General features: G+C 39.3%; 21 protein-coding genes. 15 read left to right on the top strand and 6 right to left on the bottom strand.

Features of this window, described 5'->3' with window-relative positions; translation table 11 throughout:
- The first annotated feature begins 72 nt into the window (after positions 1–72).
- The 4 genes from BUF13_RS16580 (at position 73) to BUF13_RS16565 (ending at position 5,807) form a co-directional block, all read left to right on the top strand.
- The gene (locus tag BUF13_RS16580; RefSeq protein ID WP_073572941.1) at positions 73–2,109 is read left to right on the top strand and encodes a beta-N-acetylhexosaminidase; all 2,037 of its coding nucleotides are present in this window, start codon (positions 73–75) and stop codon (positions 2,107–2,109) included.
- Between the two features lie 188 nt (positions 2,110–2,297).
- Positions 2,298–3,437, top strand: a complete 1,140-nt coding sequence (locus BUF13_RS16575) for an esterase (protein ID WP_243839757.1) — start codon at positions 2,298–2,300, stop codon at positions 3,435–3,437.
- Between the two features lie 90 nt (positions 3,438–3,527).
- On the top strand, positions 3,528–4,631 hold the full coding sequence (locus BUF13_RS16570; RefSeq protein WP_073572939.1) for an esterase: 1,104 nt from the start codon (positions 3,528–3,530) through the stop codon (positions 4,629–4,631).
- 15 nt (positions 4,632–4,646) lie between these two features.
- Positions 4,647–5,807 (top strand): esterase, encoded by a 1,161-nt coding sequence (locus tag BUF13_RS16565; RefSeq protein WP_073572938.1) that lies wholly within the window; start codon positions 4,647–4,649, stop codon positions 5,805–5,807.
- Positions 5,808–5,869: 62 nt separating this feature from the next.
- Here the strand turns inward: BUF13_RS16565 and BUF13_RS16560 are convergent, their stop codons facing one another.
- The gene (locus tag BUF13_RS16560; protein ID WP_073572937.1) at positions 5,870–6,580 is read right to left on the bottom strand and encodes a DUF3575 domain-containing protein; all 711 of its coding nucleotides are present in this window, start codon (positions 6,578–6,580) and stop codon (positions 5,870–5,872) included.
- Positions 6,581–6,864: 284 nt separating this feature from the next.
- Between BUF13_RS16560 and BUF13_RS16555 the strand changes: the two genes are divergently transcribed.
- From BUF13_RS16555 to BUF13_RS16515, 9 genes are all read left to right on the top strand, one after another.
- Positions 6,865–7,923: a BamA/TamA family outer membrane protein gene (locus BUF13_RS16555; RefSeq protein ID WP_073572936.1), complete on the top strand. Its 1,059-nt coding sequence runs from the start codon at positions 6,865–6,867 to the stop codon at positions 7,921–7,923.
- A gap of 111 nt (positions 7,924–8,034) precedes the next feature.
- Entirely contained in the window at positions 8,035–8,643 is a 609-nt protein-coding gene (locus BUF13_RS16550) for a hypothetical protein (RefSeq protein WP_073572935.1), read from the top strand.
- 2 nt (positions 8,644–8,645) lie between these two features.
- Complete coding sequence (locus BUF13_RS16545; RefSeq protein ID WP_073572934.1) at positions 8,646–8,939, top strand: winged helix-turn-helix domain-containing protein; 294 nt, start codon at positions 8,646–8,648, stop codon at positions 8,937–8,939.
- A gap of 53 nt (positions 8,940–8,992) precedes the next feature.
- Positions 8,993–9,319 (top strand): hypothetical protein, encoded by a 327-nt coding sequence (locus BUF13_RS16540; protein WP_073572933.1) that lies wholly within the window; start codon positions 8,993–8,995, stop codon positions 9,317–9,319.
- 166 nt (positions 9,320–9,485) lie between these two features.
- Positions 9,486–10,091 (top strand): DoxX family protein, encoded by a 606-nt coding sequence (locus BUF13_RS16535; RefSeq protein WP_317129070.1) that lies wholly within the window; start codon positions 9,486–9,488, stop codon positions 10,089–10,091.
- 39 nt (positions 10,092–10,130) lie between these two features.
- On the top strand, positions 10,131–11,378 hold the full coding sequence (locus BUF13_RS16530; RefSeq protein WP_073572931.1) for a DUF4153 domain-containing protein: 1,248 nt from the start codon (positions 10,131–10,133) through the stop codon (positions 11,376–11,378).
- A 152-nt stretch (positions 11,379–11,530) separates the two neighbouring features.
- Positions 11,531–12,205 carry a hypothetical protein gene (locus tag BUF13_RS16525; RefSeq protein ID WP_073572930.1) on the top strand — a complete coding sequence of 225 codons (675 nt, stop codon included), beginning with the start codon at positions 11,531–11,533 and terminating at the stop codon, positions 12,203–12,205.
- Between the two features lie 204 nt (positions 12,206–12,409).
- Positions 12,410–13,318, top strand: a complete 909-nt coding sequence (locus tag BUF13_RS16520; protein WP_073572929.1) for a sugar phosphate isomerase/epimerase family protein — start codon at positions 12,410–12,412, stop codon at positions 13,316–13,318.
- 251 nt (positions 13,319–13,569) lie between these two features.
- Complete coding sequence (locus BUF13_RS16515; RefSeq protein WP_073572928.1) at positions 13,570–14,985, top strand: alanine/glycine:cation symporter family protein; 1,416 nt, start codon at positions 13,570–13,572, stop codon at positions 14,983–14,985.
- 26 nt (positions 14,986–15,011) lie between these two features.
- Here BUF13_RS16515 and BUF13_RS16510 read toward each other — a convergent pair whose 3' ends face one another.
- The 3 genes from BUF13_RS16510 to fahA form a co-directional block, all read right to left on the bottom strand.
- The gene (locus tag BUF13_RS16510) at positions 15,012–15,737 is read right to left on the bottom strand and encodes a Dph6-related ATP pyrophosphatase (protein WP_073573156.1); all 726 of its coding nucleotides are present in this window, start codon (positions 15,735–15,737) and stop codon (positions 15,012–15,014) included.
- Between the two features lie 72 nt (positions 15,738–15,809).
- Positions 15,810–17,312, bottom strand: a complete 1,503-nt coding sequence (locus BUF13_RS16505; RefSeq protein WP_073572927.1) for a hypothetical protein — start codon at positions 17,310–17,312, stop codon at positions 15,810–15,812.
- A gap of 236 nt (positions 17,313–17,548) precedes the next feature.
- Positions 17,549–18,796 carry a fumarylacetoacetase gene (gene fahA, locus BUF13_RS16500; protein ID WP_073573155.1) on the bottom strand — a complete coding sequence of 416 codons (1,248 nt, stop codon included), beginning with the start codon at positions 18,794–18,796 and terminating at the stop codon, positions 17,549–17,551.
- Positions 18,797–19,049: 253 nt separating this feature from the next.
- On the opposite strand from fahA, the gene BUF13_RS16495 reads away from it, so the two are divergent.
- Positions 19,050–20,933 carry a CocE/NonD family hydrolase gene (locus BUF13_RS16495; RefSeq protein WP_073572926.1) on the top strand — a complete coding sequence of 628 codons (1,884 nt, stop codon included), beginning with the start codon at positions 19,050–19,052 and terminating at the stop codon, positions 20,931–20,933.
- A gap of 269 nt (positions 20,934–21,202) precedes the next feature.
- Entirely contained in the window at positions 21,203–22,438 is a 1,236-nt protein-coding gene (locus BUF13_RS16490) for a Bcr/CflA family multidrug efflux MFS transporter (protein ID WP_083586491.1), read from the top strand.
- A gap of 25 nt (positions 22,439–22,463) precedes the next feature.
- Here BUF13_RS16490 and BUF13_RS16485 read toward each other — a convergent pair whose 3' ends face one another.
- Positions 22,464–23,366: a PorP/SprF family type IX secretion system membrane protein gene (locus BUF13_RS16485; protein WP_166669846.1), complete on the bottom strand. Its 903-nt coding sequence runs from the start codon at positions 23,364–23,366 to the stop codon at positions 22,464–22,466.
- 32 nt (positions 23,367–23,398) lie between these two features.
- On the bottom strand, positions 23,399–24,910 hold a 1,512-nt coding region (locus BUF13_RS16480; RefSeq protein WP_166669845.1), incomplete at its 5' end, for a T9SS type B sorting domain-containing protein.

Here is a 24,910-nt window from a genome sequence, read left to right as displayed (position 1 = left end):
TACTTAGATCTTCTCAAATCCCAGAATCTTGTTTTGTTTTCCTTATTTTCGATACTCAATCAACCCCTTTCTATGAAAAAATTCATTGTTTTAGTTTGTTTGGCATTTTTGGCTTTTTCTTGCCAGAATAAAGATAGCCAACCTGTCGAACTTCAAATTTTACCGAGCCCCAGCTCACTTTCAATTTCTGGGAGCTCCGATTTGGAAGTTTCTTCAATTCAAAAAGCCTATCAAGATGCTTATAACTATTTTGTTTCAGAGGGCAATTTGGACACCTGGAATAATGGAGCAATTTCTTTCAACTTAGACATTGAAAAAAACCTGAAAGAAGAAGCTTATGAACTGGAAATTTCAAATGATCAGGTTTCTGTCATCGCCAGTTCTCAAGAAGGTCTTTGGTATGGTTTGATGACTTTGGGACAAATCCTGGAAGATTCCCAAGATCAAAACGCCAGTTTGCCTTTGGTTCAAATCTCAGACGAACCCGCGCTTTCTTATAGAGCCATTCATTGGGATGTCAAGCATCACCTTGAAACAAAAGATTATTACTACGAAATGCTGGATAAGCTAGCTTCCCAAAAAATCAATGCGGTCATCGTTGAGATTGAGGACAAATTGGCTTTTCAGCTCCAGCCAAAAGTTGGGTCTGCAGATGCTTTTAGCATTGAGGAATGGAAGGCTATCAGTGATTATGCGAAAGCCAGAAATATTGAACTGAGTCCTTTGGTACAAGGCCTAGGACATGCTTCTTTCATCCTAAAGCATGATGAATACAAAGATTTAAGAGATGATCCTGAAAGTGACTGGGCTTTCAATCCTTTGAATGAAGAGACCTACAAAGTCCAATTTGATTTGTATGAGGATGCATTGAAGGCTTTCCCTTACGCTACCTACCTACATGTCGGTGGGGATGAAGTTCATACTACTGGTAGAAATAGTGGCAAATCTCCTCTTGAACTTCAGCTAATTTGGTTGAATCGGGTAAGTGAATATGCCGAGCAAAAGGGCCTCACTCCTATTTTCTGGGATGATATGCCTTTGCAAAATGCAGGTGTATATAGATCCATGTTCGATTCCAAATTGACGGAAGCCCAAGTGGATAGCATTTGGACCTTGAAAGAGCCTGAGCTCAATAAATATGTAGACATGTTCCCTAAAAACTGTGTCTATATGAGATGGAACTACAGTCATCCAGAGACTCCTGGAAATGAAAGAGCTATGAAATGGTTTACAGACAATGGTTTCCAAGTGATGGGAGCCACTGCAGGACAGACGCGTTGGAACCTAATGCCTTTGCAAAGAAGCAATGCCAAAAACATCCGTGACTTTGCGCTGATTTCTATTCGAAATGGAGCAGATGGATTGCTTCTGACCCTTTGGGATGACGATTCTCCGCATTTCGAATTATATGACAGAGGCATCATTAATTTCGCCGAATACACTTGGGCTGGAGAAAAAAGGTCAATTGAGGAAATTCAAAAAGCTTTTAGACAAAGAACTTTTGGAAATGAATTGGCAGATGAGTCTTTTGAGTTTATCGACTCTTTAGAATTGGCTGTAGCTTTCTGGAAAAATGCTTTGATCGAGCCCAAGCAAGATCGAAACAGGCTTTATAGACAAGGTGACCAAGCTATCAATTCTATGATCGAAATGCCAAACCTGGATTCTGCGGGAGTTTGGACAGAAAAATATTCAGAAAAGCTCACTAAGGCTGCGGAGAATCAACAACGTATCGAAGCGATTTTGGTACAGATTGAAAAATCAAAAAGACTTGCCAAAAGAAACACTTATAAACTGGAAGTTTATGAGCAAGTAGCTCAAATCGCTCAGTTTTCGAATAGAACTTTGCAAACTTTGGCTGAACTGGACGAACCAAGCGGCGAAAAGAGAAATCAAGCTGAATCAAAACTCGATGGGCTGGCTTCTGAATGGAAAGCGATTGAATCCAAAGTAGAATCAGTCTACAGTAAAACTAGACAATTGAACAAGCCAGAAAATTACATTTTGGATCAGGATCATCACCAGCATTTGGCTAATCAAGGTATCAAGTTCACCGATTGGCAGTTTCGAGCAGAGCACTTACTATTAGAAAAAGTAGGATCACGGTAACAAATGCTAAACTAACATTCAAAGCTTCAGAGAATTCTCTGAAGCTTTTTTTATGGAATTGTGCTAAATCTCTTTAGGAATTGAGAAAGCTTTTCTCTATTTTTCCAAAGTGACACAATAGACCTAAAATAATGAAACTAAAACACCTTATTGCCTTTACTTTCTGCTTATTAACAAGCGTATCGATAATGGCTCAAGAAGCTCTTTTCAGGGCACAACAAATTATCTCTCCAGAAGTACATGATGATTCATCGGTGACATTCAGACTTTTTGCTCCTAATGCTGAATCTGTTCAGATCACTGGAGATTTCCTTCCCACAGTGAAAATGGAAACTCCTATGGGTCAAATGGACGGCCCTGGAAAGGCTGACTTAGTAAAAGATGAAAATGGAGTTTGGGTATACAAGTCGGGAGTTTTAAAACCCGAGCTTTACAATTATTCCTTCATAATCGATGGATTTACTACTACCGACCCAAACAATCCATTTTTGATTCGTGATGTAGCCTCAGCTACCAATATTTTCATCATTGGAGGTGGACATGCAGACCTTTTCGAAGTTCAGGATGTTGCACATGGTACAGTAGCTAGAAGATGGTATGATTCTCCAGGATTGGGAATGGATCGCCGAATCACCATTTACACTCCTCCTGGATATGAAAATTCCAATGAAAAATTCCCAGTTCTTTACCTCCTTCATGGAGCTGGAGGTGACGAAGAAGCTTGGATCAACTTAGGTAGGACTTCCCAAATCATGGATAACCTAATCGCAGCTGGAAAAGCCAAGCCGATGATCATTGCAATGCCGAATGGCAATGTGATCCAAGATGCAGCTCCTGGAGAAGGAAGTACAGGCTTTTATAAGCCACAATTCATGGTTCCAAAAACCATGGACGGAACCTATGAGGCAAATTTTATGGATATCATCAAGTTTGTAGAAAGCAATTACCGAGTGATCCCTGATAAAGCACACAGAGCCATCGCAGGACTATCCATGGGTGGATACCACACCATGCACATTTCCAGATATTATCCCAACACTTTCGATTATGTAGGTTTATTCTCTGCTGCCATCATGCCTAGAGAGGATGCCACCGGAAAAGTTTACAGTAATATCGACGAGACCCTTCAAACCCAAATGGACAATGGCTATAAACTCTATTGGATAGGAATCGGAAAGACTGATTTCCTATACGATGCCAATAAGGAATTCAGAGAAAAGCTGGATGGCATGGGCATGAAATACGATTACGTAGAAACAGAAGGAGGGCATACTTGGAGAAACTGGCGGGTTTATTTAAGCCAAGTTGCCCCACTTCTTTTCAAATAATATAACCTAACCTATTGTAGACCTGTGCATAGATTATTCTATGCACAGGATAATCAATTTTCAATACCATGACCCAAAAACCTATTTCCTATGAAAACATGGAAATCAATACTTTTTTCAATGGTTCTATTTGCCTTTGCAAGAGAAGGCTATTGTCAATTCCCAAATAGAACCCCTACTCCGAATGACAATCTCAAATCCACAGAAGTAAAAGAAGATGGATCCGTTGTTTTTCGGATTTATGCTCCTAATTCCAATGGGGTAACGCTTGGCGGAGATATCGTTCCTTGGGGACAAAAAATCGAAGGTACTAAAGCAGAAAATGGGGTTTGGACCTTAACCATTCCAGAAGTCAATCCAGGTACTTATCGATATCATTTTATTGTAGATGGAGTAAAGGTTTATGATCCCAAAGCTCCAAATGCATATGAAACTTCTGCTCTGATCGATGTATTGCCTGAGGGTGAAGAAGCTTTTTTCTCTATGAAAAAAGACATTCCTCATGGAACTGTCAGCACAGTTTACTATTTCTCCAAAAGCACGAATTCAATGCGGAGAATGCATATTTGGACACCTGCAGCATACAATCTAACTCAGAAAAAATTACCGGTATTTTACCTGATACACGGAGGCGGAGATAGTGATATGGCCTGGCCAAATGTGGGACGAGCAGGCTTGATTATGGACAATCTTTTAGCAGAAGGAAAAGCCGAAGAAATGATCCTAGTCATGCCTGATGGAGGAATTGACACCAAACTTTTTGTTCAGGATTTCTTCAATGATTTGATCCCCTATATAGAATCTAATTACTCAGTCTATCAAAACGCAGAATACCGAGCATTGGCAGGACTTTCTATGGGAGGTTTGGAAGTACTTGATTCATTTATGGCGCATCCTGATATGTTTGGATACATCAATGTGATGAGTTCCGGATGGTTTGCCAACAATGAAGAAATGTATTCGAGTGGAGACAGAAGACTTTCTGAAATAGCCTCTCAACTGAATCAAACGGCAAAAATCCTTCTCTTCACTCTAGGAGGCCCAGAGGATATAGCCTACAGCAATGGAAATGAAATGCTGAAAGTATTTGACAAAAATGGGATCAAATACGAATTCTCTGAAATGCCAGGTGGCCATACTTGGCATGTCTGGAGACATGATTTATACAATTTCGCACCAAGACTATTTAAATAATTAACCAATAATAAAATGAACCTAAAACAACTTTCACTCGGAGTTTGCCTGCTACTTTTTACAGGGACTTTCCAATTTTCTCAGGCACAGGAGATCAGTGCCATGCAAGCACCTCAGGTAGTTTCACCTGATATTGCAGCTAATGGATCTGTTACATTCAGAGTATATTCTCCTAAAGCAAATGAGGTTGCCGTCAACGGTAGCTGGATGGGATTTAGAGAAACTCTTCCACTCACCAAGGCAGAAAATGGAGTTTGGGAAGTGACAATTGATCCACTTCCTTCCACCATGTATCATTACAACTTCTTTATTGATGGAGTGGCAGCAATTGATGTTACTAATCCCCATGCATTGAGGGATGGGACTAGATACGCAAGTCTATTGATGATCCCAGGAGATGGTGCCAAAGTTTTCCAGCAAAACGATGTTCCTCACGGCAGCTTATCCAAAGTCTGGTATGACTCCCCCTCCTTGGGAATGAAGCGAAGAATGTATGTTTATACTCCTCCAGGATATGATTCGAGCAATGAATCTTACCCTGTTCTGTATCTATTGCATGGAGCAGGAGGTGATGAGGACGCTTGGTCTTCTCTTGGTAGAGCCAATTTAATTTTGGATAATTTGATCGCTTCAGGAAAGGCTAAACCTATGCTGGTTGTGATGACCAATGGAAATGCTTGGCAAAGCTCGACCCTGACTATGGCTCCTGGAGTAACGCCTCCAACTCGTGAAACCTATGCTCAATGGTCTGGTAAATTTGAAAAAAGTCTGGTTGAGGATGTAGTTCCTTATATCGAGGAAAATTACCAAGTAATAAAAGAGAAAGATTCTAGAGCAATCGCAGGCCTTTCTATGGGAGGCGGCCATACTATTACTGCCTCCACCACTTATCCAGGGACATTTGGCTATATCGGTGTATTCAGCAGTGGGATTTTTGACCCAAATACGAATATGGACGAAATGAAAAACAAGTTCATCGCATTGAAAGACTCAGGTGTAAAAGAATATTGGGTAGGATGTGGAGTCGATGATTTCGTCATGGAATCCAATAAGCGTCTATTGAGCGTATTGGATGAAACGGGTTTTGAGCATGACTATCATGAAAGTGCTGGTGGTCATACTTGGGCAAACTGGAGAGATTATCTAGCAATTTTCTCCCCTATGCTATTCAAATAAGAAACAATTAACCAATCTATCTATCGAGGCGCGGTTCTTAAAAGGATCGTGCCTCTCTTTATTTAAAAATAATATGCCAAGCCAAGGTTTAATTGAAGAAGATTAATATTCAAATTTGCCTTAGTTGAAGATTGCAATTCTGGAAGGATATCTGGATCAGTAGACACTTTCTTCTTTTCTGTTCTTTCTATACCGACTACCCCTACATTGAGTTCAAAGGCAAAGCCCTGTTTAACCAAAAAAATCATCCCTGGAGTAAATGCAATTCCATAGGTTTTTTCTTTTATATCATATTCCTCAATAGCAGAACCTGTTTCCGCAGTTTCATTCCCATTTCCGAAGCCATATTGAAGACCTGTCTGGGTGAAAATATAGAATTGGTTACGTTGACCTATTGGGAAATAGTTTCTTATAAAAGGATTAAAAAACCACGAAAACACCTCAGAATCCGATATTGTATTGGGACCAAATGTATTTATAGACTCTGTGTCCGAAAGTTTAGAATCATAAGTTATCCCCATTCCCACAGCGAAATTTTCCTTAAAAAAATATCCACCACCAGTGTTAACTGATGTCGAGGAGGTTTTATCAAACTTGACATTTTCAAGCAGGTTTTTCGTATTCTCTTTGGTATTTTGGGAGTAGGAAAATAATAGCCCGACATAGCCCGTATTTTTCTCTAATTTTTTGGGTGGATCACCAAATTGGGCGAATGCATTGCTGGAAAAAACAGTTAATAAAATCAGCACTGAGAAACTTAAAAATCGGTTCATCTTAAATATGATTTTGAATATTTTAGGAATTCACTCGTAGTGTAATTTACCCATTTCAGATGGAAAATAGAACATTAACTTTTCATGAAGTAAAGACCCAATCAGACCCCCATTCTTATTTCACCAAAATTCTTTGGGCTATTTACTAACTCCAAAATCAACTTGTTTGTTATGAACTCATTCTCCCTAAGGTTTCATATGGCTTTGAGTCTAATCAACTTCAGGCTTCCATCTTTTTTCTTAATTTTGGTTTCTTTCCATATTACTCATTTTCATATCGAAATATGCGCCCTATACTTTTATCATTTGTTCTACTTTTAACTTTCACTCAGTTTTCATTTTCTCAAGAATCTGATAGTCTTCCCAAACAGAAAAAAGTAGAGGTAAGCGTAATGCCTTACATGAGCTACAATCGTAATCTGGACTTTATGATTGGAGTCATTCCCATGGGAATGTATCGCATCAATCCCTCGGACACGATTTCACCCAAGTCGCTTTCTGGCTTAGCCGCTGTTTATACTACAAATGGCTCTTATTTCATCTCTGTATTTAACAAAATCTATCTTGATGAAGATAAATGGAGATTAACGGCATTTGCCATGACAGGAGATAGAAACTCCCAATTCTATATGGATGATATGGAAGATCCCGGATTCTATGATTTTGGAACCGAAACGACTTACGCCATGGTCGGATTCCAACGTCAGGTCTTTACTGATTTTTATGCAGGATTAAATTATTCTTATGCACATCATTACACCGAATACGAAGACGATATTCAGGAACCAAGCACTGTCAAAACTAACGGACTTCAAATTACGGGACTATATGACAATCGAAATTCGGTTTACTATCCTACCAAAGGTGTTAAAACTAATTTGAAGTTAATTTCTTTCCCAACTTGGTTTGGAAACGATGTAAAAGCTCAAAAAATCTCAGCAGAATTTAATGAGTATTTTCCTATGAGAAATGGTCATGACGTCCTGGCAGCCAGATTTGCAGGAAAATTCGGGTTGGGAGATATTGCTTTTGAGCAACAGGTCACTTTAGGAGGAAAAGACATCCGTGGTTATTCTCAAGGAAAATTCAGAGGAGATGGCTTGATGGCCCTACAAGGCGAATACCGATACAATTTCAAAGAAGGAATGGGCTTAGTAGGATTTTTTGGACTAGGCACCATCTATGGTTCTGATACCGAAGACTTCAATTGGAAACTCTATCCAGGAGGAGGAGTTGGCTATAGATATGGTGCATTCAAATCTGTTAGATTCAATATCGGATTGGATGCAGCTGTAGGAAAAGACGATTGGGGCATCTACTTCAGAATTGGAGAATCTTTTTAATTCCTGAAGAGACTCTCATCTCCCCATTCATTTAATTTTTGTAAAAATTTTCTAAGAATTTGATTTCGAATTCAATTCTTTATTTACTTTGTAATTCAAAGTACTTTTAAAATGAGAAGACCAGAACAAGAATTAGCGGACATCAAGTCCATGATGGAGCGAAGTACTCGCTTCCTTTCATTGAGTGGGCTATCGGGAGTTATGGCTGGAATCTACGCGCTAATCGGTTCCGGGATGGCTTGGTACTGGATTGAAGGTGCAGAAAAGCTAGGTTCAACTGGGATACTGGATCATCATGAATTGATGAACAGATTGTTGATTCTTGCTTTTGCAGTGATGATTCTTGCCTTGGGAACTGCTTATGTATTCAGCAGAAAGAAAAGTCAAAAAAACGCCCATAAATTCTGGTCTTCGGCAAGCAAACGATTTTTAAGTGCTTTGTTTATTCCTGTAGTAGCTGGAGGATTATTCTCATTTAGTTTGATCCATGAAGGATACTTTAATATGATCCCGGCAGCGACATTGATTTTCTATGGTTTAGGACTCATAAATGCCTCTCATTTCACCATCAATGAATTGAAAAACTTAGGCTTAACAGAGTTGATTATTGGTTTGGTAGCTGCATTTCATCCAGAAATAGGTTTGTACTGCTGGGCTGTGGGATTTGGAATGGCACATATCGTCTATGGCGCCATGATGTATTATAAATACGACAGGTAAACGTGAAGGGCAATTACGATAAAGCGTTTGAGAATGTCGTCAGACTTCGTGTCATGTCAATCTTGATGGTCAATGACGAAGTGGACTTCAACACCTTCAAAGAACTCCTGGAAGTAACTGATGGCAATCTAGCTTCTCACTTGAGAAATCTGGAAAACCAAGAATACATCCAAGTTGAAAAGACCTTTGTTGGAAGAAAACCGCATACCAAATATTCCGCTTCAAAGGCTGGAAAAGAGGCTTTTCAGGCACATCTGGATTTCCTTGAAAATTTGATTAAAGAAAACAAAAGTTAAAAAAATTTATCCACTCACTTTGAATTACAAAGTACTTTTAAATCAGTCAAACCATGAAAAACCAACTGAAATCACTACTAGGACTTGAGCTCAAATCGCTCCTCCTTCCCTCCTTCTTAGGAGCTATCATTCCAAGCTCATTGCTCATCTTTCTTATGATTGCAAATCCTGAAAGTTTTGAGCTTTGGATGTTGTTCCCTTTGCTCATCATCCCGACAGGAGGCGCTATTGGAGGGATATTTTTCTACCTGATGGGATTTCACTGGTTTCCAAAAGGAAACCAAAAACTTATCGCATTGATTTTCAGCTGTCTCATATATGTTTTCATCATTTGGATCTTCTCCGTGATGGCATTCAATATCACAGGACACTGGGATTAAACCCATTACTATTTCGTATCAAAATCATAATTGACACCTACTTATGAGCTCTCAGTTTACCAACAGGTTAGAATCCTATTATTCCGAAATAAAGAAAAATAGATGGCACTGGATTTTTCAGATATTTTGCAGAGTACTACTTGCATATGCTTTTATCATCGCAGGCATGGTAAAAATTTTAGGAGAGCGATTTGCCAGTGGCTTGTCAGAAATCCACCCCATGGGTGCCTACCTGGAAGCTCTCCATCACACGGGATATTACTATACGTTTATTGGTGTGGCACAATTGATAGCGGGAATATTACTTTTAATACCTAGAACAGCATTCTTTGGCGCTCTTTTATACCTCCCAATTATTGTAAATATTTGGATACTTTCTTTTGCAGTAAGATTTGTAGGATCCTACATCACCTCCCCTTTAATGGTTTTAGCAAACCTTTATATAATTGCTTGGCATTATGACAAATTGAAATACATCCTTCCTTTCAACAAATACTCGAAAGCTGTAAGTACTCCAAAACCAGAGAAATACAACCTTAAATTCCCCATTTTATTTTTCTCAGGAGTCTTTTTAACAATGGTATTTTTTGTCGTGTATTCCCGTTTTGGACATGAAGTAATGCCCATGAATTCTTTGGAGGACTGTAAAAAACAATTTCTAAATACCGAAAATCAAATTGCCGGCTTTGCCTTTTGCGAATGCATTCATATTCAAGGCAATCCACTTGACTCCTGCTTGCAGGATTTTGAAAACAACAAACAAATCCAATAAATCTATTCGATATTTAAACAGCCTATAATTCCCAATAAAATGAAAGATCAAATCCTTTCCCAATTAAATTCTCCCTCAGAGCTAGAAAAGCTCTATAGGAAAAATAGGGGCAGCTTTAAAACTGCCTTTATCGAACTCTTCCCTGAGATTCAGGCAAGCAATCCAGTAATGGCAGATTTCTGGAACGAGCGTCTAATCTATGAATCAGACGGCATTTCTTGGGGTACCAGAAAAGAATTCACATTTATCATCATCATTGCCTTATTGGCTGGGCTCATTGCCAAACTCCCAGAGTTATTCTCCATCGACGAGGAATTCTTTTACCCTAGGAATATTGGATTCATCGTATTCCCTGGACTTGCCGCATTCTTCGCTTGGAGAAATCAACTTACTCAGCGAAAAGTCTTGATTTTAGGCCTTGTTACGATCTTGACATGGATTTATGTCAACCTTCTTCCTAAAAACAATGAAAGTGACACTTTGATTTTGGCCTGCATCCATCTCCCGCTTCTGCTTTGGGGAATCTTGGGAGCAGCTTTCTCAGGAAATGATTGGCTGAACCTAAAAAATCGATTGGCTTATTTGAGATTCAATGGAGACGCCATAGTCATGGGAGCTGTATTGGTTCTTTCCGGAATGGCTTTGACAGGCTTGACTATTGGGCTTTTTGAATTGATTGGATTAAATATCGTCGAGTTCTACACCAAATACATACTCATTTTCGGTGCGGCAGCAATTCCACCGCTTGCTACTTTCTTGACACAAACAAACCCTCAATTGGTCAATAAAGTCTCACCTGTGATTGCTAAAATCTTCAGCCCCTTAGTGCTTGTGATGCTGATCATTTATCTCTTTGCAATCATTTTTACTGGAAAAGACCCCTACAATGACCGGGAATTTCTTTTGATGTTCAACTTGCTTTTGGTGGGTGTAATGGCTTTGATTTTCTTCTCAATTGCTGAAAACTCTAATAAAAAGAAAAGCTCTGGCAATTGGATTCTATTAGCCCTATCCCTAGTAACCATTATCGTCAATGGAATCGCCCTTTCAGCCATTATTTTTAGGATATCAGAGTGGGGAATCACACCAAACCGGTTAGCTGTTTTGGGAGTCAATATCCTAATGCTAATTCACTTGTTGATTGTATCAAGATCCTTATTTGGAGTATTTAGCAAGAAATTAGAAGTCGAAAAAGTAGGGATTTCAATCGCTTCCTATCTTCCGATTTATTTCATCTGGACTTTGGTGATCATCTTTATATTTCCTCTTCTGTTTGGGTTCAGCTAAGTAACAAATAAAATCTGCAAAAAATACTCCTCTGAAATTTTGACTTTTTGAGTCTGAGAATCAGAGGAGTATTTAAAATTGTTTGAATGGAATCAAATCTCCTCATTTAAAAATCTATTTTAGTCGAGAGTAATCATTATTTAATTTTCAAAATGTATAAGCACACATTCCTTTTCATCTTTTCAGTTTTCGTCTTAGGACTAAATTACGGACAAGCTCAAATCAAAGCGGTTACCGAGCATGGAGACACGATCTATGTTTACAATAACGGAACATGGAGTTATGAACTTTTGGACCAAAATTCTCCTGTATCCCCAATGGCATTTTTGGACCAAGAATTACAAATTGAACCGATTTCAACTCCTTTCTTTACTCCACAACAATCCAAAAAAATTATTTCTAACCAATGGGACCTATTTGATGTCTATTATGATGAAAGTTCATGGAAAAGGCTTCCAGCAGGAGAATTAAATGAGGATGCTGAATTTGCACTTCAGGCAAGGCAAAAAGATATATGGGCTATTATTATTTCAGAAGAAACTCCTATCGAAAAGGAGACACTTTTGAAAATTGCAAAAAACACAATGAAAGATAACACTGGATCTGAGATCTTAGATGTTAAGACAGAATCAAGAACAGTAAATGGCAAAGAGGTACTCCGAGGAGCTTTTAAAGCCTCAATTTCTGGGATTACCTTTATTTTCGATTCTTATTATTACTCTGACGAAAGAGGATCAGTACAATTCACCACATGGTCTAGCGAAACCCTTTGGAAGAAAAACGAATCACTTATTATGGATTTATTAAATGGCTTCGTAGTTCTTTAACCAATTAAAAAGAGTTTCTGAGAATGATTATTTAATCTAAATTATACTGAGACCATTCAATTAAATACTATCCCTTTTTTAAAAATTTGAATCTATTGGAGAGTTTGAAAAAGATTATTTTTTCAAAAAGAGACATTAATCTATCTATCTTCCAATAATTCAAAGGAATTGGATATCTTTCAGATTCAATTAACCTTTATCCCTATGAAAAAAATCAGCTTAAACCTCGCTTTAGTTCTTTCCTTGATGATAGGACTAAATGCCTGTGGAAATAAACCCGCAGAAACTGTCGAGGTAGTAGAAGAAGTAAGTGTTGAGCCTTCGAATTTTGGTGGTCTGGCACTTTATACTGTAAGAGATTCGATGGCAAGTGATCCAAAAGGAACACTTCAGGCTGTTGCCGATGCTGGATATGCCTATGTTGAAGCCGCGAACTATGCAGATGGCAAGTTTTATGACATGACTCCTACTGAGTTCAAAGACTATCTAGCTTCCCTTGGATTGACTGCTAAAAGTGCTCACATGGGCATGGTCAATATGGAAAATGCTGATCAGTTAATCGCTGATGTAAAAGCTGCAGGTATCGAATATTTTGTAATCCCTGTTCCTCCAATGGGCATGTTTACATTCAATCAAGAAACGAGATCTATGGGTCTAAAAGGCAAACCAGAAGATTTGGTAAGCATTATGGATTCTTTGGGTGAGAAATGTAATGCTGCTGGCATCAAATTGCTTTATCACAACCATGATTTCGAATTCAAAGCTTTAGAAGACGGTACAGTCATTGAAGACTTACTTTTGGAAAAGTGTAATCCTGAGTTTGTTAATTTCCAAATGGACCTTTTCTGGGTAACCAAAGCTGGAGTTGATCCATTGGCATACTTTGAAAAATATCCAGGAAGATTCAAAGCTTGGCATGTGAAAGACATGAATGACGAAGGTAACTTTGCTCCAGTTGGAACTGGAACCATTGATTTTGCCAGAATCTTAGCTGAAAAAGACAAATCAGGAATGATTTTCTACCTAGTTGAGCAGGACAACACTTTTGGTGTTGATCCGATGGAAGCAATTAAAACTTCTCATGCAGGACTAGAAAAATTCGGATTCAAATAAAAATCACACAACAAAATTTCAAAACCACAATTCTTCCCAGGGTTGTGGTTTTCTTTTTTCAAAAATGCCATACCCCTCTTCTTTTGATTTAATTCAAAATATTGAATATCTGCATTAAAAAACACCCATTTATGCTAAAAAAATATGCATAATCCATTCAAGCCTATATCTTTGAACGCTTCAACGAGAAATCTCTCTTTAAAGCAAAAAAGCTTTTCTTGATTTCTCATTTATACACAGAATATTTACCCATGGAGCAAATTATCTACACAATTAATGATCTGATTTGGAGTAATGCACTGATTATCCTTTGCCTGGGTGCAGGGATTTATTTTTCGGTGGTTACCAAGTTGGTTCAACTTCGATATTTTAAAGAAATGATCTCCCTCCTTTTTTCAGGTAAATCCTCGGAAAAAGGAGTTTCTTCTTTTCAGGCATTCGCATTAGCCCTTTCAGGTAGAATCGGGACAGGAAACATAGCCGGTGTAGCAACTGCTATCGGAATGGGAGGACCGGGATCCATTTTCTGGATGTGGGTTATTGCTTTCCTAGGCTCGGCCTCAGCATATATTGAAGCTACCTTGGGTCAGATTTTCAAAGAAGTGAAAGACGGTCAATATCGAGGTGGCCCTGCATATTACATCGAAAAAGGACTAGGCGTCAAATGGTACGCGATGCTTTTTGCCTTTGTAACTATGGGAAGTATGGCCTTCTTACTCCCAGGTGTTCAAAGTAACAGTATCGCACTTAGTGTCAACAACGCTTTTGATATACCTGTTGAATATACAGGAGGATTTGTTTGCCTTCTTTTGGCATTGATTATTTTCGGTGGGATCAAAAGAATAGGCAAGGTTGCCGAGATCGTAGTTCCTTTTATGGCAATAGGCTATGTTTTATTAGCTACAATTATTTTGGCAATGAACATTGGAGAGATTCCTTCCATGTTCAAACTTATTATTGGATCTGCTTTTAATATGGAAGCGGCTTTCTCTGGAGTATTCGGTTCGGCAATTGCTTGGGGAGTCAAAAGAGGAATCTATTCGAATGAAGCTGGTCAAGGTACTGCACCACATGCGGCTGCAGCTGCAGAAGTAAGTCATCCGGCCAAGCAAGGATTGGTTCAGGCCTTCTCTGTTTACATTGACACCTTGTTTGTATGTACCGCAACGGCATTTATGATCCTTTTCACAGGACAATACAATGTCGTCGATCCAAACGGAGGCTTTATCGTAGAAAACCTCCCAGGAGTGAGTATTGGTCCAGAATATACTCAGAGTGCGATCGCGACCCATTTCCCTACAATCGGGGCAGGATTTGTGGCGGTAGCTTTGATGTTCTTCTCCTTTACCACCATCATGGCATATTATTACATCGCCGAAACCAACCTGAGTTACTTGCAAAAGGACAATCATAAGCATTGGCAAGTCAATCTACTCAGAGCAGTTATTCTAATAGCAACTTTCTATGGTTCCATTCGAACAGCCGAATTAGCTTGGACTTTCGGAGATATCGGTGTAGGTCTAATGGCATGGCTAAACATGATCGCGATTCTTTTATTGAGAAAACCAGCCTTGGACGCGTTGAAGGATTTTGCAAAACAGCGGAAAGCAGGTAAAGATCCTGATTACGACTTTGAAGCAATGAAAAAGCATTATACAAAAGGTTAAAACCTTAGAAAGCCTAGCTAATGAAGCTAGGCTTTTTTAATATCCGAAAACCAGAAATGTTTCTTTCCTTTTTCTCCATTAGCCAGAAAAATATCATAGCTTTTCTGGGTAGTCTCCCCGACCAAAACTTCAATTGAAGATTTGAAAATTGGTCCTGCAAAACAATAAGAATGAAACTCACCATTTTCACCACATGGATCCACTTTTTGATCTAGGTCTTTAATGAATTCCTCTGAAATCGACTCACCAACCCATTTTTCTGAAATCAAGTCAGCATCGGCTGCACAAATTTTGGTTTCAAAGCCAGTTGAAAAAAATTCCTGAATCAGCCCGGATGTATCTTTTTCCCAAAGAGGAAAAACTCCTTCAAATCCCCTAAGGGCCAATTTATCCTCACGGTATTTCCTTAAGTCCTCCAAGAAAATATCACCATATCCTATATGCCCGATCCCAGAACTTTGCAATTCATCCAAATAAGCATTAATCACTGTTTCATAAGCCAAATTATCCCCACTCGCAGGGAAATATAATTTATCAAGTGGAAGCCCAATCGAATCCGCTTGCATTTCTATCAGTTCTTCCGGGATCCCATGCATTCCGACACGCTTGGTTTCTTCTCCAAAAGTCGTATGAAGTCGTACCACCTGAAATTCATCACTATTCATCAATTTCCAAAGAGCCATGGCACTATCCTTCCCTCCCGACCAACTCATGGACACTGGAATCTTTTCATCATTAATTTTTAATTCCATCCTCAAAACTATCCAAAAAGGCATAAAAAAAGGCCTCTTTTCTGAAAAGAGGCCTTGTCACTCGGGGCGATATCAACTTAATAATAAAGTTAGATTTCGATGAGTGGAATTATGCCCAATATAGCTGTAGCCATTGGTAGTCCTTGCCCAAGCTGTCAGCACAAAACTATAGGCACAGGATTGAGGTGGCCTCCAATTTCCAGTGGCCGGTATCAGCTTATTGGTAAAGCCCTGCCAAAGTCCACTAGAAGAAGAATAGCTCTCGCTATAGATGGATGTAGCCAAGCCAGATCCATAGGTTGCCCTAAAACTCATTGCTCTCAAATTCCCTTCAGGGTCATGAGCCGTAATTCTAAAATTAACTCCATCTGGAGCAGCAGCGATTGTCTCTATGGCACAGGCTGACACTTCGCTACTTCCATGCTTCACACTTTCGATAATTGCCGAAGGAACTTGATTATCGATATACATTCTTAACTCCTGCGTTGCAGCAACAGAAGTTGTACTGCTTCCCACAAAGAAGGTCACTTTGATTCGATACAAACCCGGCAAAAGTGCTGTCGTAGGAAACTGGATCAATAAATCATCGATAGAATAATCTACTCCAGGATTGGCCATTTGATAATAGCCATAATAGGAGGCTGCAAAGGATTCCAAAGCATAAGTACTTCCTGTCCATCGGTAATTGGACCAATTGGAAATCAACTTCGTGAAAGAACCTCCCGGCGCAGCTATTTCAACCTTATATTTTCGATTTCCTGCTGCCCAAAGCTGCTGGAGTTTTGTCCTATTACCTATCAAATTCAAGGTTCCTCCAAAGGCCGCATTTTCAACATGAACATAATACCCTGGATCGGTAGTAGCCCTTCCTGAGCTAGAATTGATTTTGGTAGTTGGAATCAAGCCAACACTTCCTACCAAAGGACCTAATATTGAACTTGGAATGCTCGGTTTTCTCGACAATATCAATTGCCTCAACTTTGTAAAATCCTTATAAAATCCTCCGGGAAAATCTGTGGTAAAACCTGGGCTACTAGATTTCACTCGAAAGCCAAAATAGGTGTAAGGAGTACTCAAAGGCCAAGAAATGGCTACATTGATTTCCTTCAGTTCAATCTTAAACTTCCATATTCTATGACTGGTATCCGAATTGGGACTAGGACCAAATTCCTGAACTACCTCAGATAAGGGAGGAATTGACAAGCCAGTCCATCTAGCAGGTCCCAAATATTTCTGTAACCCAAGTTTATTGGGATTTCCGGGATAAAGACCATAATTGATATCCACATTGGCAGTTATCGCTCTGTCCCTATTGCTATCAAAACTCAACCAGAAATAATCATTGGTACTGGGGTCATTCCCTGTATCCTCGAGAACATCTAAGGCCAAGTATAAAAACTTAGCATCATTTTTAGCTAAAATATAGCCTCTAGAAAACTTTAAACTTCCTGCGCCCTCCCATGCTCCAGAATTGATTGGAGCCGCAGGATCAATTGGTGTGGTAGCCCATTCACTTTTCAAAGGAAAAGCAAATAGCAAGGGAGTAGTTATGGACAAATTTCTAAGTTTTGCCATGGTAAAATTGGGTTGTTTTTAATAAAAAGAATAAAAATGGCTCGGTTCGAGCTTAACTAAATAATCTCTATAAAATGTGATAGAGAACCTAAGAAAATCAGGCGCGACTCAAATCGCAAACACCTGTAAATCAATACATTTATTAATTTACAGATTAAAATCAGCAATAAAAAAAGTAAACAAAAAAAGCCCCGAACATTACAATTTCGGGGCTTTTTATTGAATTATTTCAATAATTATTTTGCAGGAAGCACTTTGGATTTAACTTCTCCAAAGCCCACTCGAATTCCATCTTTTTCAGAAAAACCTTTTAAGATAACTGTATCTCCATCCTCAATAAATTTCCTTTCCTCTCCGCTATCCAATCTTAAAAGTTTGGTTCCCTTCCAGCTCAACTCCAACATAGAACCATAAGAATCTTCTGTAGGACCTGAGATCGTACCAGAAGCCAACATATCACCAACATTGATATTACATCCATTGACTGTATGATGAGCCAACTGCTGTGCAATATTCCAATACATGTATTTGAAATTGGAAGTAGAAACTTTCGTGGCTTGCTTGACATCTTCTGGCTGAATGTAAGCCTCCAATTGAATGTCAAAACTATGAGGTGTCTCACATTGCAAATAAGGCAATACTTCAGGGTCTTGCTTAGGCCCATCCACTCTGAATTGATCCAAAGCTTCTAAGGTCACAACCCAAGGTGAAATAGAGGATGCAAAGTTTTTTCCTAAGAATGGACCCAAAGGAACATATTCCCAAGCTTGTATATCTCTAGCTGACCAGTCATTAAATAAGACAAATCCAAAAATGTAATCCTCAGCATCCTCAGTAGAAATTGAATCTCCCAATTTGGTCGACTTACCCGTAATGAAGGCCAGTTCCAATTCAAAATCCAATCTACGAGAAGGTCCAAAGCCTGGAGTTTCCATGTCTGGATCTTTGAACTGACCTTTTGGTCGATGAATAGGAACACCAGATGGAATGATCGATGAAGCTCTTCCATGATACCCCACTGGCAAATGCTTCCAGTTAGGCAAAAGGGCATTTTCAGGGTCACGGAACATTTTTCCAACGTTTGTTGCATGTTCCATAGAACTGTAAAAATCCGTGTAATCTCCGATTTTTACAGGAAGAAGCATTTCAGCTTCTCTCCGATTAACCATTACTTTTCCTCTGATAGAATGATCTCTTAGCTTCTCATTATCAGCAAGTAAAAGTTCTTGAACACGCTCACGAATCTTTTTGGTCTGAGTTTTCCCAAGATCAATCAGTTCATTCAGACAATCATTTAGGAAAATACCCTCTGGAAGAAACATATCCGAAAAGAAGCCCTCTTGATCCAACACACTTAAATCCACGATCTTGTCGCCAATTGCTACTCCAATCCTTGGACTTAGTCTTTTGTTTTTAAAGACACCAAAAGGAAGGTTGTAAATAGTAAAATCTGAATTTTTCGATACCTCAACCCATGTTTCCATAGGACTCATATTGCTTTCACTCATGGTAAAATTTATTCAACCGCAAAGTTACTGTTTAGTGATGAATTCAAAAGGAAATAAACCATTCATCCCAAAACGGATACATTGATTTTTCTTCCACTGATCTTTGAAGCTCACCTTTTCATCCTGATTTTTAGACTAATCACGCTCATATCACCAAAAATTCAGTCATCAAATTACCTGAGGAAAATTCAAGGTTTGTCCTTACTTTCCGTTTCTAAACATGAATATTATGAATAAAAGCTTTTCCAAGTTCTTTTTTCTCTCACTCCTAGTCTTGATTTCATTTCAGGTCTTGGCTCAGGAAAAATCTCTCCTTGACCAGCTGGAGGAAGTCGCTATTGTCGACCAGAAAGTCATGATGCCTATGCGGGATGGAAACCGATTGGCCACGGATATCTACAGACCAAAAGGTGATGCAAAGGTTCCAATCGTATTTTCCAGAACTCCCTATAATTTCAATACATACGGTGATGGAGAATTGAGAACCAGAACCCTTCAAACAGCTCTAGACTGGGTCAAAAAAGGGTACGCCTATATTGTTCAAAATGAGCGCGGTAGATTCTTCTCTGAAGGCGAGTGGGATATTTTGGGAACTCCATTGACAGATAGCTATGACGCTTTTGATTGGATGTCAAAGCAAGCTTGGAGTAATGGTAAAATCGGCACTTTGGGTTGTTCTTCCACTGCAGAATGGCAAATGGCAGCAGCTTCCCTGAATCACCCAGCTCATGCTGCAATGGTTCCTCAGGGATTTGGTGCAGGTGTCGGTAGAATCGGCGAATTTTATGAGCAAGGAAACTGGTATCGTGGTGGTGCTGGTCAAATGCTTTTTACTGCTTGGCTTTATGGAACTCAGCATGATCCTTTGGCTCCAAAATTACCCAAGGGAATTGCTCAGGAAGATCTTTTAAGATTGCAAAGATTCTATGACATGGCCCCTGAATATCCACGTGTGGATTGGAAGGAAGGACTTTCTCACCTACCTCTCCAGGATATCATCAAAAATGTAAATGGCCCACAAGGAATTTATGAGGAAATGATTACTCGTAAACCGAATGATGCCAGATGGTATCAGGGCGGTTTATATCATGATAACATGCCTTTTGATAAGCCAAGCTTTTGGTTTGTCTCTTGGTATGATGTTTCTACAAGTCCAAATTTGGCCCTTTACAACCACGTTAGAGAAAATGCTATTTCTCAATCCGCTCGTGACAATCAATATTTAATTATTGCACCTGTATTACACTGCTCCTATACCAGAGCTACTGAAAATACGATCGTTGGAGAAAGAAGCGTGGGTGATGCCAGATTTGATTATGATGAAATCATCACTGCTTGGTTTGACCTATGGCTGAAAAGCGAGGACAAGGGAGAAATCTCAAGCATGCCAAAAGTTACCTATTACACGATGGGAACAAATGAATGGCAAACTTCTGATGTATGGCCACCAGCTAATGCAAAAATGACCACGTTCTTCTTGGATTCTGAAGGCAAAGCAAACACCAGAAATGGAGATGGAAAATTGGTTGGCAAACTTCCAAAAAAACTAAACCAAGACACTTTTAAATATGACCCAATGAACCCTGTCAATTCTTACGGAGGCAACGTTTGTTGTACAGGAAACGCCGTTCAGGGTGGATCTTTCGACCAATCCGAAATGGAATTGAGAGATGATATTTTGGTTTACACTTCGGAGCCTTTGGAAGAAGGAGTTGAAATCTCAGGTTTCATTGAAAGCTACCTTTACCTTTCTTCAGATGCCAAAGACACAGATGTGACGATCAAACTCATCGATGTTTATCCTGATGGAAAAGCTTACAACTTGGACGAAACTATCCAAAGAGTAAGATACCGTGAAGGATATGACAAAGAAGTATTTATGGAAGATGGAAAAGTCTACGAAGTAAAAATGACTCCAATGAGTACTTCCAATTACTTTGAAAAAGGGCATCAAATCCGAATTGAAATCACATCGTCCAATTTCCCGAGATTTGATAGAAACTTGAATACAGGAGGTAATAATTACGATGAATCAGAAGGTGTAATCGCAACCAACTCCATCCACCATGGAGGAATTCACCCAAGTAGAATCGTACTTCCGATGATTAAATAATCAAAAATTAAATTTTTAAGCATGAGCCATCTCCTTTGAGGTGGCTCTTTTCATTTATTTTTTCAATTGTGAAAAATTTGTTTGACCAAAGGATCATGGTTTAAAGCCAGCGCAATCGATATAATAAGAAAGTAGATTTACAAAACGCTAATTTTCAAGTAGTTTCATTGAAATCTTAATTATTTATTTTTCTGTTTTTTGCGAACTTTGAAATGAATTCTCCTGTTGGCAGAGGATTACACGAGTAAGAATTAAAGCCTATTTTAGTTTTGGAAAGCACTTTTAACAAGCGTACGTACTTTAAGATTGTCTTAGTATTAGGAGCATTGTGTACTATTAGCCCCTTTTCTATCGACATGTACCTACCTGGTTTTCCGGAAATGTCCAGAGACCTAGGTACCCCTATTTCGCAAATTCAGCTGTCTCTTACAGCTTATTTGGTTGGTATCGCAATTGGTCAATTATTTTATGGGCCCCTACTTGATAAATACGGTCGAAAAAAACCTTTGTACATCGGCTTAGGAATCTATGTCTTGGCATCAATTGGTTGTGCCTTTTCTCAATCTGTAGAAAACTTAATTATCATGCGTCTATTCCAAGCTTTGGGTGGATGTGTGGGGATGGTCTGTGCCCAAGCGATGGTAAGAGATATTTTCCCAATTCAAAAAACAGCTCAGGTTTTGGCCCTTTTGACCTTGGTTATTGCGGTTTCTCCTATGATCGCTCCGACTTTGGGCGGTTATGTAACTGCTTTTTACAATTGGCATTGGGTTTTCATCATTTTGGCAATCCTAACAGTAATCATTTGGATTGCGGCCATTTACGTTCTTCCTGAAGGAGCGGAACCTGATAAAGCGATTTCTCTAAGACCTCAAAAAGTATGGGGGAATTACGTGGAAGTAATGCAAAACCGTCAGTTTTTAGTTTATATGTTGGTAGGCGGATTGGCTGGAGCTGCCCCATTTGCTTACATCGCTAGTTCGGCCGATGTATTCATGAATATCTACCAAGTAAGCGAGCAGACTTACGGTTGGATTTTTGGTCTTTTGGCATTTGCAATGATCGGATCAACTCAATTGAACCACGTCTTATTAAGAAAATATAAAAGCCAACAAATCATTAATTTCTCACTTCACTACCAAGTGATTACGGGCATGGTTTTAGTCGTTGGCACTTACTTCCAATTATTCAATGTCTATGCATTAGTTGGATTGATGTTCTTGTTTTTGACTGCACACGGTCTCAATAGTCCGAATACAGCGGCCTTATCCATGGAGCCCTTTTCCAGAAATGCCGGGAGCGCTTCTGCTCTTTTGGGAAGTTTAAGAATGGCCATGGGTGGAGTCGTAACTGCAATTGTCAGTTTCTTCCACGATGGAACTGCATTTCCAATGGTAGTCGGGATGGCAGCCTGTGCACTGGCCGGGTTTATCATCTTAAAATCTGATCAGCATATCCCAGGATCTATCAGCAGGCAGCAACCAAGCCCTTCTCTAGGAGCATAAAAAGCAATAGGATTTTCAACAAATCTTAGTGCTCGATTTCATTGAGAAAATAAGTTAGAGTAACTCCGTGACTATTCCCCAAAAAGGAGTTTTTTACTCCAACATTATGCTGATAAATTAATCTTAAATGGTTTAAAGCATATACTCCTGCCAGTAAATTAATAGAAGAGGTACTTCTGTAACCCGCACCTATTTCAAATTTATTGGCAAAACTCAAAGAAAGGTTGGTATCAATCTGAACTGGGGCACCTAATTCATATTTCAATAAAAAAGAAGGCTTTAGCATCATTGGAGAATAATTTCCAAAAAGATATCTATAACCAATATATCCGTAAATGGGGTTTGAGAAATTGATGTTTGAATCTTCAGCGACAAAACTACTAAGGAGATTTGGGGAAGAAAGTCCTATAAAGAAATCCGCGGTATTATAAAGAAAGCCCACTCCAATTACCGGAATTGAAGCCCTGAGATTTTCAGAAAACTCTGGATCATCATCCAATCCTAATTCCAAAAGGTTCTCTTCATATTGCTGAAAACCTGCTGTCATTCCAAAGGAGAAAACTTTCTGGTTATAGGCCCTCCAATAAGGAGTTCTCATATAAGATCTATTGTTTCCAGCTCCAAAATTGATTTTATAGGACAAAGCAGCATAGGCATTGGTAGAATTAGTCACACCAATTTTATCTCTTCTGACTACTGCTCCAATACCCAAATTATTCAATGCAAGAGGTGCGTTAAAACCCAATGAATATGTCTTTGGACTTCCCTCTATGGCTTTGATATATCCATGATTCGAAATGGAAATTTCGGTGCCATCAGTCACGCTGGCAAAAGCCGGATTTACCCAAAAAGGAACATAATTGTATTCTGAGAAAAGAGCCGTCTGCTGTGACTTACTGATCAAAGGAAAGCCTAGATAGGCTGCCATAAATATTGCTATTTTCACTATCTCCTTCATATCTATCTTTTTATGATCAAAAAGCCCCTGTATTTACCTTTTGCTTCTTCAGAAAGTATCTGGATTTCAAAGAAGTAGGTGCCTTCCGGCAATTCACCGGCCCCTAAATATTGTAGACGACTGGCTCTACCTTCAAACACATTCAGCTGATTATCATAGGATTCAACTTCAAAAACCTTATCTCCCCAACGATTATATACAGCAACTTTATTATCAGGAAAAGACTCTATTCCTTCGATTTCCCAGAAATCATTGACCCCATCTCCATTGGGTGAAATCCCATATTTAGTTTTAGGATTAAAATCAAGTGATTCAGTGGTAAACAGACTTGATCCACAAGTCTCAGCTTCTCCTTGTCCATTAAATGGAATGACGGAGATTTCATACTCCTGACCATATTCCAATTTTCCTGAAAGATCTATGCTCATTTCAAACACTATTTGATTTGAAAGCACTGCTTCTCCAGATGAGGTTTGGGTTAGAGTCACATAGTATCCTTCAGCATTTTCAACCTCCTGCCATGAAATAATTGACATTACTGGAATACCATTATTCTGATTATTTGGAAAAGAAATCAAAGTACAATCAGGCGGTGTAGGCAAAGTTTCTGTGGTATAGGAAATCTCCGTACATCCCGCAGCCTCTCCTACAGCATTGTAAGGAACAACTGAAACGAAATAAGTCGTATTCTCCGCAAAATCCGAAGTATGGGTATAGCTGGTTCCGGTCACAGAAAGAGCATCCACCAATTCATTCCCACCTGAAGTAGTACCAATAGTTACATAGTAGCCATCTGCATCTGAAACAGCCGTCCAGGTAATCGCAGCATCCAAAGCAACATCAGTTGCTCCATTGCCTGGAGAGGTGATGGTTGTACAATCAGGTACCGTCGCCAAAGTTTCGGTGGTAAATGAAATCTCCGCACAGCCCTCAGCCTCTCCAACAGAATTAAAAGAAACTACTGAAACGAAATAAGTCGTGTTTTCCGCAAAATCCGAATTATGGGTATAGCTCGTTCCAGTCACAGAAACAGCATCTACCAGTTCATTGCCTCCCGAAGACGTTCCTATGGTTATATAGTAGCCATCTGCATCCGAAACAGCGGTCCAGGTAATCGCGGCATCTAAAGCAATATCAGTCGCTCCATTTCCAGGAAAAGTGATAGTTGTACAATCAGGTACCGTAGCCAAAGTTTCGGTGGTAAAAGAAATCTCCGCACATCCAGTAGCCTCTCCAACAGAATTATAAGGACCTACAGAAATGTAATAAGTCGTGTTTTCCGCAAAATCCGAGGCATGCGAATAACTCGTTCCGGTTACCGAAGCGCCATCAAGAAGTTCATTGCCTCCCGAAGTCGTCCCTATTGTCACATAGTAGCCATCTGCATCTGAAACAGCGGTCCAGGTAATCGTAGCATCTAAAGCAATATCAGTCGCTCCATTACCCGGAGAAGTGATGGTCGCACAAGCTGGTGGAGTCGGTACATTCGCAGCTGCTGTTGTAAAGGATATTTC

It is taken from the genome of Algoriphagus zhangzhouensis (assembly GCF_900148515.1).
GTDB lineage: Bacteria > Bacteroidota > Bacteroidia > Cytophagales > Cyclobacteriaceae > Algoriphagus > Algoriphagus zhangzhouensis.
This window is presented reverse-complemented; position numbering and strand designations above follow the sequence as displayed.